Origin of the sequence: Stenotrophomonas maltophilia group sp. Smal32, assembly GCF_030237085.1 — a bacterium.
Lineage (GTDB): Bacteria > Pseudomonadota > Gammaproteobacteria > Xanthomonadales > Xanthomonadaceae > Stenotrophomonas > Stenotrophomonas maltophilia_Q.
The window spans coordinates 89,071-105,592 of sequence record NZ_JASJSI010000004.1; the positions used below are offsets into that span (position 1 = coordinate 89,071).

A 16,522-nucleotide genomic window follows, 5' to 3' on the forward strand; every position below is an offset into this window, starting at 1 on the left:
TGCAGCGGCGCCTGTCAATTTTCTGGCAGTGTCTGCTGCGGTAGGGTGACGCACCCGGCACGTGGAGGACTGCAATCGCACACGCGCGTTCAACCCCGTGAAGTCGCGAAAAGTGACTGATCCTTGCTCCCTCTCAATCAATCAGGAGTGGGAATGGACAACGTTGTGGAGCAACCCTCTACGGGGGCGGGACAGCAGTTCAGTCACTATCGGATCGGAGGCACGCTGGGCGAGGGGGGCTTCGGTCGGGTTTGCCTGGCCTGGGATGAGCGGCTGGCGCGCGAAGTCGCGATCAAGTTCTCGATAGGCGATGAATCCGGCCAACGAGGTCTGCGCTACGAGGCCCAGCGGCTGGCCGCGCAGGCGCACCGTGCTTTTGTAACGGTCTATGCATTGGAGGAGCACGCCGGTCAGCTGGCGATGGTGATGGAGCGCATCCGCGGCATCACTCTGGCGCAGGCGTTGGACCGGACCGGCGCGTTGCCCGCCGAGCGTGTGCTGCGTCTGGGTGCGGCGGTGGCCGAAGCCTTGGCTGTGGCCCATCGCCATGGCTGGGCGCATGGTGACCTGAAGCCCTCCAACGTGATGCTCACCGAATGCGGGGACGTGCGCATCCTGGATTTCGGTGCTGCTGCGGCCATCGACCCCGAGCAGACCGTCAGCACGGTGACTGCCCAGAGCGCGGCAGGGACGCTGGCTTACCTGGCCCCCGAACGCCTGCTGGGCGCGCGCGCGGGCGCATCCGGTGACATCTATGCGCTTGGGCTGGTGCTGCACGAGGCGCTGAAGGGCAGCCGTGATTTCGAGGCCAGCGCGGCGTGGGGCGGATTACATCGACGCCTGCATGGTGGAGCGGCAGGGCGACGGCTGCCGCGCGGTACCGACGCCGCGCTGACCGATCTGGTCGAGCGGATGACGCGCCGTCACGCGCAGGACCGTCCACGCTCCATGTCCGATGTGCACAGGGCGCTGCTGAAGGCGCAGGAGCAGCGGCACGAGCGAAGCCGAAAGCGTGCGGAGCAGCGTGGGGTGCTGGGCTTGATCGTGTTGTTCGGACTGCTCGCTGTGTTCATCCAGGCGCGCGACGTGCGCCTGGCGGGGGCAGAGGCTGTGGCGGAGGCCGGTGCTGCGATCGACCCGTTGGTCCGCGCGGAACGCCTGTTGGCTGACTTCGACCAGGCCGGCACTGTAGCCGAAGCGGTGGCGCTGCTGGAGCAGCGACTGGCCAGCGACCCGCACGATGCCGGTGCCGCAGCGCTGTTGGCCATCGGGTATTGCCTGAGCTACGCCGGTGATGAGCGCGATGAGGTCTGGTTGAGTCGCGCACGCGCGGCAGCCCAGCAGGCCGAGCGTGAGGAACCGCAGCGGGCCATCGTGCAGGCGGCGCGAGGCTGGGTGGAGGAGTATCTGAACAACAAGGCCGACGCAGAAGCCCACTATCTGCGGGCGCGGATGCTGGACCCGGGCGATCGCCATGCGTTGCTGGGCCTGGCGCGCCTGTACGCGCAGTCGGGCCGCGCAAGCCAGGCCCAGCAGGTGCTGGCCGACGCCATGCGGCGGCTCCCTGCCGACCGCGGCTTTGTCGACACCCAGGGGACGCTGCTCTACCAGCAGGGCGACCTCGCCGGTGCCGAGCAGGCGTTCCACCGCAGCATCCTGCTCAAGCCCAATGGCGTGCAGGCCTACGTCAGCTTGAGCGGCGTGCTGCTGCGCGCGAACCGTCTCGATGAGGCGCTTCATGTGCTGCAGCAGGGCCTTCGGCAGGGCAGCAATGGCCGCCTGTATGGCAACCTCGGCACCCTGTTGTACATGCGGGGTGACTACGCTGAGGCCGCCACGGCGTTCGAGCGTGCATTGTCCGATGCGAAGGGCAGCCCCAACGACTACCTGAAATGGGCCAATCTGGGCGATACCCTGCGCTGGTTGCCTGGCCATGAAGCGCAGGCGCGCGCGGCCCACCAGCGCGCCCTGCAGATGGTGGACACGCTGCTGCAGCGCAGCCCTGACAGCGCAACGCTGCAGAGTCGCAGCGCGCTGTACGCCGCCCGGCTGGGACAGGCTTCGCTGGCACGGCAGCGCATCGACGCCGCACTCGCCGGTGGCAATAACAATGCAGACCTGCAGTTTCGCGCAGCGCTGGTGGCCGAACTTGGCGGCCGTCGCGAAGCTGCGTTGGCTCACCTGCAGGACGCTATCGCGCGCGGCTACCCCCCGCATATGATCGCCGGGGAGCCGGATCTTCTGGCTCTACGCCGGGATCGGCGCTACCACCGCATGCTTACAGGGAAGACAGAATGAGTGTGAACATCACCCCGCCCGCGGCCGATGCCGCGATCATCCGGGTCAGCTTCGATATCGACCAGGTCAGCTCGGACCTGTTGTGGCAGGCTGCCGTCGCAAAGACGCACCGAGATCTCTATTCGCCGGTCGGCCGCTATGCCGGTGCCGTGCATTTCCGTGAAGGCGATACGGTCAGCGTGGAGGTCACCGGCTTTGGCCGCAGCGGTACGCTGCTGTCAACCAATATCCTCGATGCGATGCTTTACACGGTTCCGCACACCTCGGGCGAACGGTTCTCGGCGCCATCGCCGTTCTCAAGCGTGCGAGCCACCACGCCGATCGAGCAGTGGCAGCCGGCCCGGATCGAGCATGACCGTGAACCCGGCTTCAGTGCGTCGGTGCAGCACTCGCTGACCCCGCTGACCGTCGTGCAGGACGACGGCCGCTGGAAGCTGTCATTGATCCTCACCGTGGTGATCGAACGCCTGACCAAGGCGGGCCCGCAGCAGGAAATCCGGGTGTTCTCGTTCGACCCAGAAGCCGAGGTGGGGTCGGGCACCGAGCCGCCGGTCTAAGCCCCTGGCGGTCACCACTACTCAACACGGATGATGTAGTGGACGGCCATGTTGCGTGGGCGTGTCTCATGCACGCTCACGCGACCGGTGACAGGATCGGTGGTCTTCTGGGGCTTGGCTGGCAGATTGCAGGCCTGCGCTGCATCGCCGGAGACCGTACTGCCGGTGGGTTCGCTGTAGTCATGCTGATGCGCCTGCAGGGCATCCCACTGCAGCGAGCCGACACCGGAATAGTCCGGGTTGCCGTCCGGGGAACGACGCTGGTCGCGGTCCGGATCCACGCCGGCGCCGTCGTCAACCCCGCGGACGAACATGCCGCGCAGGTCGGGCAGGTTGAAGATGCCGCGTTCGTACTGGCCGCCGTACAGGCAGCCGAGCGCGGCAAACAAGTCCGGGTAGCGGGAGATGCGCATTTCGCGGCCATCGCAGGGCATCCAACCGAGCGGTTCCAGCAACGCGCGGAGTGGGCCATCTGTGCGGCTCGCGGCGGACGCGGCAACGGCACTGTCGCCGCTCGACCAGGCCGGATTGGGGGCCTGCGAAACCTGTGCAAGGTCGCCGAGATAGAGGCAGACGCTGCCGATGGGCTGGGCGGTGTTCATGCCTCGTCCTTGAAGTCGGGCAGGGCTTCACCGTCTTGCAGGACGCTGATATCGGTGGCCACCATCAGCTCCCACGCCTCCCGCTGAGGTGCTGGGGCCGGCGTGGCCGAGATCACCTTGAGATCGTCCGCCAGGTCCAGGTAACGCAGCGTCGCAGGTTGGTTAGCGGGGGCTGCCTCCAGTGTTGCCTGGAACGTAGGCACCAGCGCGTCATCACCCAGCCACATCATGCCTGTAGCGAGGAAGTACAGCAGCGCGTTCTCATGGCCCGGCGCGACCGGCAGCAGTACCCGTGCCTGCGCGGCCTGCAGGAACGGGGTCAACCCGGCGTCATCAGGATCCGGCGCGGGTGCAGCCTCCGGATCATCGATCAGGGTATGGGTCAGCTCCGGCCACTCCAGCGCTTGGTCCAGCCATAGCTGCAGGGTGGGCGCCACCTGCTGGTCAGGCGCATCGGCACCCGTGCGCCGGCGGGACAGGCCAAGCAGCCCGCGCACTCCTGCCCGTTGCAGTTCAAGGCGGATGCTGCGCTGTTGCGCCTGCCCGTCGGGGTGGCGCCGGGGCGATGCACCGGCGGCATCGAAATAGCGGAGCAGCTCGCGCCGCCAGGCCTCGATCAGCCGATCGTAGAGTCGTGATTTCCAGGCCGCGAGCAGCTCCGGCGTGCTGGCCAGGCGTACATCGATGTTCAATCCATAGACGGGCAGCGGCGTTGCCGTCGGTGCAGGGTCGGACGGCTCCTCCGCGCCGGCAGGTGCGACCAGGACGATGCTGATGGGCAGCGCGCCGGTCTGCCCGGCCAAGGCAATGTCCGGCAGGACGGCTGATGCATTCCCCTCGGTGGTGAACCCGGCCGTGCCGATGCTGCCTCGCATGCTCCAACCCTGGCTGGCACTGGCCAGGGCGATGCTCGCCGAGACCGCCTGATAGCCCGGCGGCAGCGGCAGCTGCTGGCTCAACAAGGGTGTGCCGCTCTCGAACACCGTACAGGCATGTGCCTCGGGCGTGGGCGGAAGCTCGGTGACCTCCACGCCGTAGCGTGCCGCCAGCGCAGCGTAGTAGCAGGGGCTCTGCGGATCCAGCGAAAGGTCATTGAACTGGCGCAGGCCCAGCTGTGCAGGTGCCAGCGGCTGTTCCAGCGCCTGCCCATACTGGTCACGGCGAGCGTGCACCAGCCGCTCGCCCGGCCGCGGGACACGGTATTCCAGCATCAGCCGATGGCCGACGGAGACCACCCAGCACCGGTAGCGGGCATTGAGCCAGCGGTAGACGCCACGCTGGTTGTTGGCGCGGCCGCGACGATCGAAGCACTGTGAGACTTCATTGCGGCGGGTGTGACGATGCCGCTGCAGCCGCTGCTCGCCCAGCTGGGTGGTGACCCGTTGTGCGGCACGCTGGACGATCCGCCGCGCCAGCGTCGCGCTGTCGGCCAGGCGATCACGGGTGGGCTGGGTGTCCACCGGCATCAGCGTGCAGCTTCCGTCCTGCTGGCACTGGGTGGGCGGACCGTAGGTGGTTGAATACTCGAGCTTGAACTGTTCGCGCAGCGCGTTGTGGACTTCCGACTCCAGCGTGCTGGCGAGGCCGTCGCGCAGATCCTCATGGGTATCGGCCACGCCTGTCCGAGCGCTATGCTCGCTCAGCGTGTCAGCGCGCTCATGCCGGGCGCGCACCTTGCGCTCATCGGCCATCACGCTCTCGATGTGGCTGACTTCTCCCAGCGCGTAGCCCAACAGGCGGCGCTTGACCTGCTGCAGCTCACCGATCGCATAGGGCTGGATCGGGATGCTCGACGGCTCTTCGGCCCGGGCGGGCCCGGCGGCGGGCAGCGGGAAGACGGGAGAAGGCAACAACAGGGTGGCGGCCAGGCCATTACGCAGACGTTCTGGTGGCCAACGCCCCTCGAAACCCGGTGCGGTATCGCGCGACAGGCGGCCCAGCAGTGTTGCCGCCTGGAGGGTGCGGGTGAGTGCGTCGCGCTGGCGACGGTCATAGCCAAGCACACAGTTCAAGGCGAACACGTTCTGCCAGATCCGATCAAGCGTCTGCGCGAATTCCGTCGAGGCCATGGCCTCGGTGATCGCCGGCCAGGGTTGACCCCAGAGCTGCACGATCAGATCGATCAACGCTTCGCGGCTTGGCAGCGGAATCGCTGCAGCGGCCAGCGCGAAGCGCTCCAGCGCAACAGCGTCCGGCCCCAGCACGGCAATCGTGGGTACGCACTGGCCGGTATAGGGCGCATCGCCCTGCAGGAACATCACCGCCTGCTCAAGCATCTGGCTGCGCGCACTGTCTCCCGCTGGAAGCAACGCGGCCAGCTTGCAGTACAGGCGCGGGTCGGCGGTCGTGCAGGTGCCGGAGTAAGCGATGAAGTTGTCCTCCTGGGTCCGGGTCGAAGTGCCCGGCCACGCCCGGAGCTGGATATAGGGGAACAAGTCGCCCGCCTCCTCGAGCCGCGACTGCACCACTTCGCCCTGCGCCGATTCCGGCACCGGGGCGGGCGGCACTGCTTCGCCCAGCAGTTGCGGCGGGGCGCTTCCGCCGGGATAGCGGAGCTGGTCGAGCAGAAGTGCGGCGCGACTGGCATCGAAATGCAGCTGCCCGACGATCATCATGCCCGGCGAGGTTTCGCCGCGCGCATCGAACGCCAGTATCGGATCGTTGGATACCAGATGCTTGCGTGCGAGCAGCTGCCCCTGCCAGGACACATCCACATCGCAGGCCAGCGCATCGGCGCTGAAGGTCCAGTTGATGCGCACCGGCCCCTGCTCGAAAACCCCCGCGTTGTCAGTGCCCGGCATCGCCATGCGCGCCTCCTTCGAAGGGACCAGCAATCCTTGCGAGATCGGTAAAGCCGCCGGGATAGCCGGTGTCCACCAGCCAGACTCCGATGCAGCCGTCAGCATCGACACGACGCTCGATCCGTCCCCACAGGATCCGGTTGTTGGAATAGGGGTCCACAAGCGAGAACGTCAATCGTGGGGTGGTGCTGTCCAGAATGCTGCGGGCGATGAGGTTGACCGGGTCCATCGAGGAGATGGCCCGGTCGATCAACAGCAGGGCGACATCGAATGCACCATCCACGGGATCACTCCAGTAGATCTCGATACTGGCGTCTGGCGAGGGCGCCCAGATGTTGCTGGGCAGGGGGAGCGAGTCGGCACGGAGCGCGGGCAGCGAAGGCGCAGTGGTCATGATGGAACTCCTTGGAGTGGAGCGGGACGGGCCAGGGCCCGACCCGCTGCGGATCAGGCCTTGGTCAGCGAGTAGCCCTTCCACTTGGACCCAGTGACGATCAGCGAATCGCCCTCGAGCACCTCGAGCTGGGTCTGGCTGATTTCTTCCTGCACCAGGCGCTGGCCCTTGTAGGTGAACTGGGAAACCACGGCGACGAACATGCTCGCGCGTACATCTTCCATGAACAGGCCGCCCGGCCAGATGACCTGCGGCTCGTAGATCGCGTCCTGGCCGCGCAGGATGGAAGCTTCCACGCCGATGCTGAAGTTGTTGACCACGCGCACCTCATTGAGCACCAGGTCGGTAAAGCTCTGGTTGATCACCGCACCATTGGAGCGGCGGTCCTGCGAGGCGACGCTGTCGATGGTGAACGCGGCGGAGGTCTCGGCGAAGGAGGCCGGCTTGGCCGAGGTGTCCAGCTGGTCGGGACGGGAAGCATCGTTCGAGTAACGCACCTGCAGGCCGAAGTCATCCGGGATCTGGATGACCGAGTTGCCACCCGGCGGCGGTGCGGCAACCTGCCAGGCGATCGTGGCCAGGGTCGGGTTGCTCACCGGCTTCTGGAACACGGCCAGTCGAACGGTTTCGCCGGTTTCGTTGATCAGAGTGATGGTCGACATGAAGGACTTCCTTGAGATTGAGGGTTGATGGGCGAGACGCAGCGTGCGCCTCGATGAGGGCGTACACACAAACCGTGCCAACTCCACCGAACCCGCCATGGCAAGGGTTCGCGCCAGCCCGGACAGGCCATGGCCAGGGCTGGCGGGTCGGCTGACATGTCGGCTGACATGCCCGGCATGTCCCTCCGCGGTCCGCGCCGACATCAGGTACGATCCGGCAACGGCCACGGAATGGGGGCAGGGACCGGTGTCGCGACGCACAGCTGACAGGGAAGCCACGTTGTCCGCGCCGATCGAGGCGCTGGCGGCACAGGCCACGGCAACGCTCGGATTGACGGTGCTCTGGCATCCGCGTCGGCGTCGCATTGGTGAGCAGGCAGCCTTGCTCCTTGAGCGTGGCGCGGCCGAATTGAACCGGAATGCGCCCGCGTTCTTCGCCGCCGCCAGTGACGTCGGCGAGGCGCTTGAACATCAGGGCGTTTCGAGGCAATCCCTGTGCTTTCGTGCAGGCGACGACGGCAGTGTGCTGCTGAGCGCCCCGGCATCGACGATGCGCGTCGAGATCGACGGTGTGCCGATCAGCGAAGACATGCGCGGGACGCCCATTGCATTCGACACGACGCGGCTTCGCCGTGGGGTGGTACTTCGATTGGGTGGCAGTGTCCTGCTGTGCCTGGGCTATATCGGTATCGGCAGCGCCGGGCAGGGCGGCAGTGCACTGGTCGGGGTGAGCCCGGCGATGACGCGGGTACGTGCAGCGATCGCCCAGGTCGCGGCAACCGACATGCCGACCCTGATCCTGGGGGAGACCGGCACCGGCAAGGAGCTCGTGGCGCAGGCCATCCATGCCGCCAGTGCGCGTTCGCACCGGATGCTGGTGAGCGTGAACATGGCCGCCTTGAACGAGTCGCTGGCGGCGGCGGATCTGTTCGGCGCGAACAAAGGGGCCTACACCGGAGCACAGGTGGCGCGCGAAGGCTATTTCGCCGAAGCCAACGGCGGAACGTTGTTCCTCGATGAGATTGGCGACACGCCTGCGGCGGTGCAGCCGATGCTGCTGCGGGCGCTGGAAACCGGCGAATACCGACCGCTTGGAAGTGCACGCAACGAGCGCGCCGACGTGCGCCTGATAGCGGCCACCGATCGGGATCTATCCACGCCAGGCTTCAACCAGCCGTTGCTACGTCGCCTTGAAGCCTTCGTGATTGCAATGCCGCCACTGCGCGAGCGTCGCCAGGACATCGGTGTTCTGATCGTGCAGCTGCTGCAACGTTGGCAGGGCAGCGACGCTGCACCGGTGGAGCTGCCTGGCTCGGTGGTGCAGGCGTTGTGCCTGTATGACTGGCCCGGCAACGTCCGCCAGCTGGCACATGTGCTGCGGCGACTGAGCCTGGCGGCACAGGTACAGGAATGGCCGGACATGCAGGCATTGCTGCCGGCTCCCGTGCCCGCGCCCGTCTCCCTGTCTGCGCCTGCGATGGACGCAGGCCAGGTGGCCGCTGTGGCGCCGGCAGTGCGCTATCGCTCACCGTCGCGGGTCGGCGAGGACGATGTGATTGCTGCACTGGAAGCACACCAGTGGTGTGTGCGCAAGGCGGCCGAGCATCTCTGCGTCTCGCGTGCTTCCTTCTACGTGCTGCTGGACGCATCGCCGAGCATCCGCCGCGCCGATGACATTCCGCTGGACGAGATAAGCCGCGCGGTCGCGCAGGCCCCTGACGATCCGGGCCACTGGGCCTCGCAGCTGCGCACGCCGCGCGAATCCCTGCGCCGGCGCGTGCGCCAACTGGGCCTGGCCAAGCGCCTGTAGACCACGCGATCGCGGTGCGAACCGGTGTGCTGCAGGCAGACCGATGACTTGGCATGGATCGTGCGTTTATCCCTCGTGACAGCCATCCGGCCTGTCTCAACCCAACGAGGGTCATCCCATGACACGCATCGACTTCGTCGGTCGCGGGCTGCTGTTGTCCGCGATCCTGTTACTGGCCGCCTGCAGCACAGGCAGCATCAAACCCACGCCACCACCACTGGTGGGCGCTCCCGTCGTCAACGTGGTGGATCCTGGCAATCTGGTCGTGCATACGCTGCCGATCGGTGCTGGAAACTGCCAGATCGCTCAATGCCCTTCGGGTAACCGCTTGGTGGTGATGGACTGCGGCTCCAAGGGCGCCGGCACCCAGGACTGGGACGCGGGCAAGGTAAAGGGCTACGTCGAAACGCTGATCGATGACAAGAGCGAGATCACGGTCAGTATCAGCCATCCCGACGAGGACCACTACAACTACATCGCCCCGGTGTTTGCCAACATGAAGGTGACGTCGTTGTATCTGGGCGGTGACTGGAGCCAGTACAACAGCACCTTCCAAGACTGGGTCAAGACGCAGAGGATCAAAAGTGCGGCGCAGGTCAACATGTACACGGGGTTCTACGCATCCGCCACGCCCGAGCCGGGGTTGAGCTGTTGGAAGCCCGAGCACGGGGGTAGCAGCATGCAGGTGGCCAGCTACATCCTGGGCGTCAACGCGGGCACCACCAAGAACGATGGAAGCATGGTGGTGGCGATGCGCTATGGAGACTTCACCACGACCTTCACCGGTGACATGACCCAGGCGACCGAGAACAAGCTGCAGCTGCCGAACGGTCTCAAGAGTTTCAAGGCCAACCTGCTGACCGGAGCACATCACGGCGCGTCCAGCCAGGGCAGCAATTCGGTGGAGTGGGCCAAGGCGACCAGCCCCGATTTCGTGATCTTCAGCGCCGGGCTCCGCTACAGCCACCCGCGCTGCGACGCCGTGGATCGTTACACCACCGTGGGCGCTGCACTGCCTGAGCACGAGTACTTCTGCGGGAACAGCGGTACGGGCGAGAACCGGAAGACCACGGACAACATCCTGGTGACCGACTCCAACGGACTGATCGTCATCGAAGCCGATACCCACGGCGCGATGAAGGTGCTGCCGGTGAAGTTCTGATCGACGAAGCGGTGCGCTGAACGAGGCGGCTGCCGGCGGGCAGCCGCCTCGGACGGTCTCACTGTCCATCGCCATCCGCCTCAAGCAGGCTATGGGCAATCAGGGCATCCGCTGCAGTGCAGGTTGTACTCCACCGGCTCGGCCGCAATTCCAGAGGCATCCTTCAAGGTCACCCGTTCCCTCCAGGTCAGGGGCGGAGGTGGGATGACCGGTGGCGGGTACAGCACGATTGGATAGAAGCAGACCCAGGTGTAGTTGAGAGGAGAGGGCGTCTTCTCGGACAGCGTCTCCGTCGCAGGTTCGCAGGGGCCGCTGGGGCATACGGGACGCTCGAGCGTCAGCTCGATCGGGAACTTCGGCACTCCCTTGTATGTCACCGGAACGGAGAATGGCCTGAAATAGTTTTCTGTACGATCAGCGATGCCGGTAACTTCAAACGCCTCTGTCAGCACGGAAACGCCCAGTACCGAAACCCGCTCGATGGGCATGTAGTACAAGTCGTTCTCGAACCCGGTCCCTTCCCCCCCGCGGCCATGAATGATGCCAACGGCTGCGTGATTGGAGAAGACTGGTCCTCCGCTGTCGCCTTCGACGCTCAGCGGGCCTGCGGAAAGGTTGCGCGCACGAATGTAGCGCCCGATTACTCCATTGTAGTTGGACATTGAGTTCATGTCCTGGATGGTGCCGCACGCGTAATGTCCGCTGATTCCGCTCTTGCAGACAACATCGCCCAGATGCATTGCCGTCGAGGGGAGTACGCTGGTGATCTCGAGGGTCGGCGACGGTCCGTTGATCAGGGTGATTTCATTTGCCTGTGGCTGGCGTGGCCCGGTGGCTGATTCCTTGTGCCACTGGACATCGTAGTCGCCAGCGTCCTGCTCCGCCTGGAATACCATAGGCGCTGCGACACCCTGATAGCTGGCGGCATTGTCACAATGGCCTGCGGTGAGAATGCCAAGCTCACGCTCTGCGTCGAAGACGTTGAAACCGGTGGTGCACGCAATGGTAGCCCCGGCAATTCTGTTGCCGCCCTGGATCGCTGTGGTGACAGTGAACCCTTTGACCACCTTGATCTTCACAAAATCGACTGCACCGAGCAGCGGCCGTAGCGTACGCCTGGCGGCGACCTCGTCCTTCACATAGAAGGTCACCAAAGACCGTTTGACATCAAGCCCCGACTCGAACTCGACACCTCTTGCCTGGAGCTGGGCGCCGCCCTCGGCCTGGGTAGCCAGCAGCATCTCAAGGGATTGGGGGGACGTGCCAGCGACAAAGACAGGATCCTGAGTGTACTTCGCCAACGTCTCGGCAGGCTTCCTGGTGAAAATGACGACGATTCTGAAGTCTGGTTGGTGTTCTACATACAGGCCGCCAAAGGTTGCGGGTTCCGCTGCTTGGATCCTCGCCTCCAAGGGCGCTGCAGCGACCGACTTCAACGATCGATACCTGGCCTCGGCCTCAGACACGCCGAAAATGCGCGAGTACGTATAAGCGGAGGGGTTCTCAACTCCCGCACGCGCATGTGAACCGAATGCAATTGAACTGAGCGCCAGCCATGTCAGCAGGCGGATGCAGTTGTTCGGAATCAGGTTGATCATGGCGACTCCTTTGCCTGGCGAATCAAGTGCATGGTCATCATCGGGCCGCTGCAACCGGCCGGGATGTTGGTGGCAAGGCTCGATCGGGGCAGTTCAGCCGCGTGGCCACCCCCGAAAGAGGCTGCAACCCCGAATTTCAGGACCTGTCCTGATCCCGCGCCCTGAATGCCGATCGGCGTCCCTCCATCCAGCGCCAGCGAGTAGCCATAAGGCCACGCCGCGAGGTAGGCCGTGCCATTCTGATCAACGAAGTAAACACAGCCGTTGATGGGCTTCAGCCTGCCTCTAAGCAGGCCTGTGGCGAGGACTGCGCTGGCCGCGGGCGAAAGCCTGACCAGCACGACCGACCGGGTCTCCCGGGCCACTGCCGATGGGTTGGTTGAAATGCCGGCAGCGATCATCGCAAGCGTGAAAGCTGCCCGTCTGATTGAGAAACGCCAGGATGCCATGCGCATTGCCCCTCCGCTTCAAGCCATTTTGCCAGGCTGGGAATATCAGAGTCCCGTTCCTGCTAAATATAATGCTGATGGATCAAACATTAATTCCCCTCACGATTGGCAACCGTGACTTTTCTCACAAACGCGCATCGCCCTTTCAGGGCTTACGCCAGGCACGGCTGCCTGCGTACCGTGGAGCGGCACAGCTGATGGCCGGCGTGCTGTCGTGCCGGCGGCGCGGTGAAGCGCTCAATATCCAGGCCCAGCCTCCGCCGCTACTGCGTGAGTTCTGGCAGGTACCCATCACTGAAAGCCATTTGATTCTTCGATATTAATACCCGATCCCGTCCCTTACTGGTTCTGCACGAGAATCTGCGCACATGTCCAGCACGTGGCTGGTTGTCGATGGCGCGGCAAGCCGGGTCGCGCGGCCTCACCTGCGCACTGGGCGACTACGAACTGGCATTGTTTGTTGAAAAGCTGGGGGACGGAACCAGCTTCGGCCATTGCGGCGGTAGCGATGGCTTCCGGACTCAGCTGTATGGCGACACGCATACAGGGCAGGGTGCGGTAGTGATGACCAACAGCGACAATGACGCCGCACTGATCGACGAGCTTTTGATCAGCATTGCCGCTGAATGTGGCTGGCCGGAGTTCAACGTCATCGAGAAGACCGCCGTCACGCCGAATCCCAGGTTCAACGCGGCGGATGCAGGTGAGTATCAGCTGCGTGACAAGCCTGCACATGTCATCACCGAGGTTGACCGGCCCTGTTTCCAGAGCGATCGGTTTGGCGCGGAGCGAATGGAGCTGTTCGCACAGTCGGATGCAGCCGGGCCTGTATGAACTCCAGCGCCGCCCGGACCCGAGCGGTGACCGAATGGCGGTGGCTGTAGGCGCCAAGCAGCTGCAGGGGCGCTGGCTTCAGATCCAGCTGCACGTTCTGCAGTCGTCCCGCTGCGAGATGATCCCGGCAAGGGTGGGCAGCTGAGCAGCACTCCCAAATACGACGCCTGACGGTCTATGGGCGTTTGCGGCAGAGCCTCAAGCGCATTGGTGAGACCTTTCCTGCAGGTCCCGGGGGGCTACTGAAGGTTGGTTCGTGTCGGCTGCAAGCGACTCGGCGTCGGACCAGGTATCAACACCGATGATCACACAGGCCCACGGCCCGGCCAGGTTGCGGTGACCCACAATCAAACGCCAAGACTGAGCAGGTGTCGAGGCTGAGGCAGGAAGCATGGCAGTCCCTCGTCGTGCTTGGAACATAATATACATTATGCGAAATGCCGTATCTGGCCTGATACGGTTCGTGGGCTCCGCGTGGCAATGGCTCCGGCTCTGGCTTGGTGATGATGGCTGAGGTAGCTCTCTGGGCCTCGACCGCTCGGAATGCTTCGACTGCCGTGAAATCCAGCGTCATCTAACTAGCCGAAGTCCTCAGAATTCACCGGGAACGGCAGTTGGGCATGGGCAATCCCGATTCCGGCGCCGAGCAGTACGTGCCCTTGAAGTGCCTTGTTTTGAGCTCACTGGATGTCGAAGGTCCATGCACAGAACTGGCCCCGGGAACATGCAAGCAAAAGCGCCGCCGGCGAAGCAGGTCAGTCACCGGGCGCTGGGATTCTAGCTATGCTCTGTGAAGCAACTACTTCTCCGCTCTCGGATGGGCAAATTGTAGTTGGAGCCAACAAAGCTTTGCCAGATGCTGAAGTTTGTCGGTTGATCTCGCCAGCCACGACGAAGGTGCCAAGAATCGCCAGAAGCAGCGTGATCAGCCCAAATCCACGAACAATGACGATCAGTAAGGGCTGCCCCTTGACACTGAATCGGTGGCGGGCATAGATCAGGGCAGAGGCCATTCCGGCGGAAAGTCCCAGCACCGCGCATGCCCACGGGCCGATGACGCGCAAGGCAGTTGGCATGGAGCTGTGCATAACGATGAACGCTCCACCAAGCACTGCCAAACCTAGCGTGAGGCCCTTCATCAGTTCTAGAAAGTCCCGCAGTTCCTTCTCAAAATCATCGTCCTTTGTAGTGACCTTGGGGGCGGCGCTGGAGTTGTCACCGTGGCCCCATGAAGTGGCACTACTTGGCCGCTGATTCACCTTTCTCTTCTTGCCCATTCGTGCGTACTTCTGGAAGTTGAAAGGCATTCATCGGCCGAAATCGCGCTACCTTGAGGCTATATTCGACGAATGCACGGCCCGCAGATGTTCGGTCCAAAGGGCGAAACGTCCGCCTCAAGAGCTGTGACGCTGGAATCAGGCCGCAATAGACCCTCCCCTTGCCCGCGCTCAGCATTGGGTCGTGTATTCGCTAACAGGGAAAGGGCCTGACATGGCGACTGAGATGAACACGTTTTACTCAGCTGGGCCACACACGGGCGCCCAGGCGACATCGCAACTGGGCAGAGCATTCCCAGCTTCGGTCGGGCGGCAGTTGAATTGAGGCTGTTAGCCATTGAAATTGCTTGGTCGTCAGGGGCGGGCTGCTTTTGGCACACCGCTGCCGAACGGCTGCTTAGGGTCGCATTACGCCCAGCTTCTCGAGCCAGGCGAACGCTGGCCAATCCCTCTATCAGAAGCTCGTCCTGCAGAAGGTCGAGGATCGGCCAAAAGCGGAGACTTGAATTACACCTTCCAGACTTTGCTGCCTATGGGCACGTCAGTCTTATCGAGTCCAGGGAGATGGACGATCAGTTTGTAGCCTCCAGGTCGAAAATGGTCAAGACGCAGCTCCGCCTGTGCTTGCAATCTAGTACCGCTCGGACACTCGACGATGACGGTAAAAACGGGGCTGCTCTCACTATACTGGAGCGGTAAATCGGGCGCCAGAACCAACCCTCGACCGCCGAGCAAGAAGCGGTCCTCGACACTTAGTAGAAGTTCCATGAGATCTCTCTCGGAATCATGCGTGCGACCGCTTTGCGCCGAAAGGGGACTTTAGCACTGCAGGTACGCCGCGTCCGGCCAAGCGCCCGCTTCCAGTCATAAGTGGATACCTGCCCCAGTCCAGTATAGATCGCTGACTCGCTCCTCGACAATCAAGAACTCAAGGCCTTTGAATGTCTCGCGGAAGAGCAGTACAGGGTACATGTGGTCGGCGACAGCTGCCGCCAACCGGTGAGCAGCAACGCGGGCGCGCCGCCAGTCAGAGCCCGGCTGCATTCGGCCTTGTTCGTTCTCTAATATAGGCGCCATCATTCCGGTCGCCATTCAACATATCGATCATACGAAAAGTACAGAAGACAGGTAATGGCAGCGTGCACGAACGCAAATGGCACGTATAGCTTCCAAAGAAGCATCCATCCGAAGCCCGCCCCTGGTATCAGGTAGATCGCAAAGATGGTTTTCCACTTGCCGTCATGTCCAGCTATCAGAGATTCGCCATTCTTAATGGCCGCTCCTGAGACGAGCCATGCCAGCACAAACGCTGCGATCAGCATCGCCCAGAATGGCGGATTGGTCCTGCCCTCAAAGAGGTCACCCCCCAAGTATCTCGCCAGCGTGATCACGAAAAGCGCCTGGAGGACCATATAGAGTGCAACAATGATGGAGGCGCCAATGCGTCGCCAACCTCCGTCGAGATCAGAAAATATCTCCAGGTTGGCGGCAACGAGATAGGCGTACGAGTACGGAGCGCGCAGCATTCGCAGCATCTTCATGATGATTCCATTGATCCCCATGTTGCTCTTCTGTAGCCATCGTGAGCGCGGCAGCAGCGGCGACGCCTAGTCTCAGATACTCGGCGAAGCCTGCATCTTTGTGAAGGCGCGCTCGACCAGACGCAGTACAGCATTCCTGATGAAAGAACGTGCATCTTCCTCCCCATCAAACTCTTCCACATGGCAATCGTCATTCCAGAGTGCCGATTTCCAGGAGAATTCGGAATCGCTCAAGCTCTCGTAGAGCTCCCGCCGTACGCCTTCCCTGTACACCTGTACCTGTTCGAGCCGCTCTTCGAACAATTCAATCATTCCGGGCCAATCACCGGTTTCGACCGAGTAAAAGGACTCGACCGCCAAAAGGACGATGTTGTACGGCCTCATTTGATCATCTCCGGGTAAAGGTCGATCCAGGCTGGAGAACGGGTTGATAAGTTGGAGGTGCAGTTCCGCGATGTACCGTCTGATCTGATAGTGACATGCGGCAAGGCGCGTTGCAGGAATCGCCTCATTAACGTGACGCGTCACGCCCACTCA

14 protein-coding genes are annotated in these 16,522 nt (G+C 63.4%); 5 read left to right on the forward strand and 9 right to left on the reverse strand.

The genetic code is table 11. From position 1 onward, the window contains the following. Nucleotides 1-153 precede the first annotated feature (153 nt). A complete protein-coding gene (locus QRO91_RS01890; RefSeq protein WP_197619159.1) occupies nucleotides 154-2,298 on the forward strand; it encodes a serine/threonine-protein kinase in 2,145 nt (714 codons plus the stop codon). Then, nucleotides 2,295-2,855 carry a hypothetical protein gene (locus QRO91_RS01895; RefSeq protein ID WP_049429278.1) on the forward strand — a complete coding sequence of 187 codons (561 nt, stop codon included), beginning with the start codon at nucleotides 2,295-2,297 and terminating at the stop codon, nucleotides 2,853-2,855. The genes QRO91_RS01890 and QRO91_RS01895 overlap by 4 nt, the downstream gene beginning before the upstream one ends. A gap of 17 nt (nucleotides 2,856-2,872) precedes the next feature. Here the strand turns inward: QRO91_RS01895 and QRO91_RS01900 are convergent, their stop codons facing one another. Genes QRO91_RS01900 through QRO91_RS01915 form a run of 4 tightly spaced genes read right to left on the reverse strand, consistent with a single transcriptional unit; the run spans nucleotide 2,873 to nucleotide 7,314 of the window. Next, a complete protein-coding gene (locus QRO91_RS01900) occupies nucleotides 2,873-3,457 on the reverse strand; it encodes a phage tail protein (protein ID WP_049429277.1) in 585 nt (194 codons plus the stop codon). After that, a complete protein-coding gene (locus QRO91_RS01905; RefSeq protein ID WP_285310211.1) occupies nucleotides 3,454-6,264 on the reverse strand; it encodes a hypothetical protein in 2,811 nt (936 codons plus the stop codon). Before QRO91_RS01905 ends, QRO91_RS01900 begins: the two co-directional genes overlap by 4 nt. Beyond that, nucleotides 6,245-6,652 carry a hypothetical protein gene (locus tag QRO91_RS01910; RefSeq protein ID WP_197650012.1) on the reverse strand — a complete coding sequence of 136 codons (408 nt, stop codon included), beginning with the start codon at nucleotides 6,650-6,652 and terminating at the stop codon, nucleotides 6,245-6,247. Before QRO91_RS01910 ends, QRO91_RS01905 begins: the two co-directional genes overlap by 20 nt. Before the next feature lie 53 nt (nucleotides 6,653-6,705). After that, nucleotides 6,706-7,314: a hypothetical protein gene (locus tag QRO91_RS01915; protein WP_049429274.1), complete on the reverse strand. Its 609-nt coding sequence runs from the start codon at nucleotides 7,312-7,314 to the stop codon at nucleotides 6,706-6,708. Between the two features lie 280 nt (nucleotides 7,315-7,594). Between QRO91_RS01915 and QRO91_RS01920 the strand changes: the two genes are divergently transcribed. Continuing rightward, a complete protein-coding gene (locus QRO91_RS01920; RefSeq protein ID WP_157804744.1) occupies nucleotides 7,595-9,124 on the forward strand; it encodes a sigma 54-interacting transcriptional regulator in 1,530 nt (509 codons plus the stop codon). A 118-nt stretch (nucleotides 9,125-9,242) separates the two neighbouring features. Then, nucleotides 9,243-10,286: a ComEC/Rec2 family competence protein gene (locus QRO91_RS01925; protein ID WP_049429272.1), complete on the forward strand. Its 1,044-nt coding sequence runs from the start codon at nucleotides 9,243-9,245 to the stop codon at nucleotides 10,284-10,286. Between the two features lie 89 nt (nucleotides 10,287-10,375). Here QRO91_RS01925 and QRO91_RS01930 read toward each other — a convergent pair whose 3' ends face one another. Then, nucleotides 10,376-11,884, reverse strand: a complete 1,509-nt coding sequence (locus tag QRO91_RS01930) for a S1 family peptidase (protein ID WP_285310212.1) — start codon at nucleotides 11,882-11,884, stop codon at nucleotides 10,376-10,378. After that, nucleotides 11,881-12,333, reverse strand: coding sequence for a hypothetical protein (locus QRO91_RS01935; RefSeq protein WP_285310213.1), 453 nt, complete (start codon nucleotides 12,331-12,333; stop codon nucleotides 11,881-11,883). Before QRO91_RS01935 ends, QRO91_RS01930 begins: the two co-directional genes overlap by 4 nt. 393 nt (nucleotides 12,334-12,726) lie before the next feature. Here QRO91_RS01935 and QRO91_RS01940 point away from each other — a divergent pair, with 393 nt between their 5' ends. After that, nucleotides 12,727-13,167 (forward strand): hypothetical protein, encoded by a 441-nt coding sequence (locus QRO91_RS01940; RefSeq protein ID WP_197650014.1) that lies wholly within the window; start codon nucleotides 12,727-12,729, stop codon nucleotides 13,165-13,167. A gap of 755 nt (nucleotides 13,168-13,922) precedes the next feature. Here QRO91_RS01940 and QRO91_RS01945 read toward each other — a convergent pair. The 3 genes from QRO91_RS01945 to QRO91_RS01955 all read right to left on the reverse strand — a co-directional run bounded on the left by QRO91_RS01945 (nucleotide 13,923) and on the right by QRO91_RS01955 (nucleotide 16,369). Then, a complete protein-coding gene (locus tag QRO91_RS01945) occupies nucleotides 13,923-14,474 on the reverse strand; it encodes a hypothetical protein (protein WP_197650034.1) in 552 nt (183 codons plus the stop codon). Between the two features lie 1,046 nt (nucleotides 14,475-15,520). Further along, nucleotides 15,521-15,985, reverse strand: coding sequence for a hypothetical protein (locus QRO91_RS01950; RefSeq protein ID WP_197650035.1), 465 nt, complete (start codon nucleotides 15,983-15,985; stop codon nucleotides 15,521-15,523). Between the two features lie 72 nt (nucleotides 15,986-16,057). Next, the gene (locus QRO91_RS01955; RefSeq protein WP_197631968.1) at nucleotides 16,058-16,369 is read right to left on the reverse strand and encodes a hypothetical protein; all 312 of its coding nucleotides are present in this window, start codon (nucleotides 16,367-16,369) and stop codon (nucleotides 16,058-16,060) included. Nucleotides 16,370-16,522: the final 153 nt, after the last annotated feature.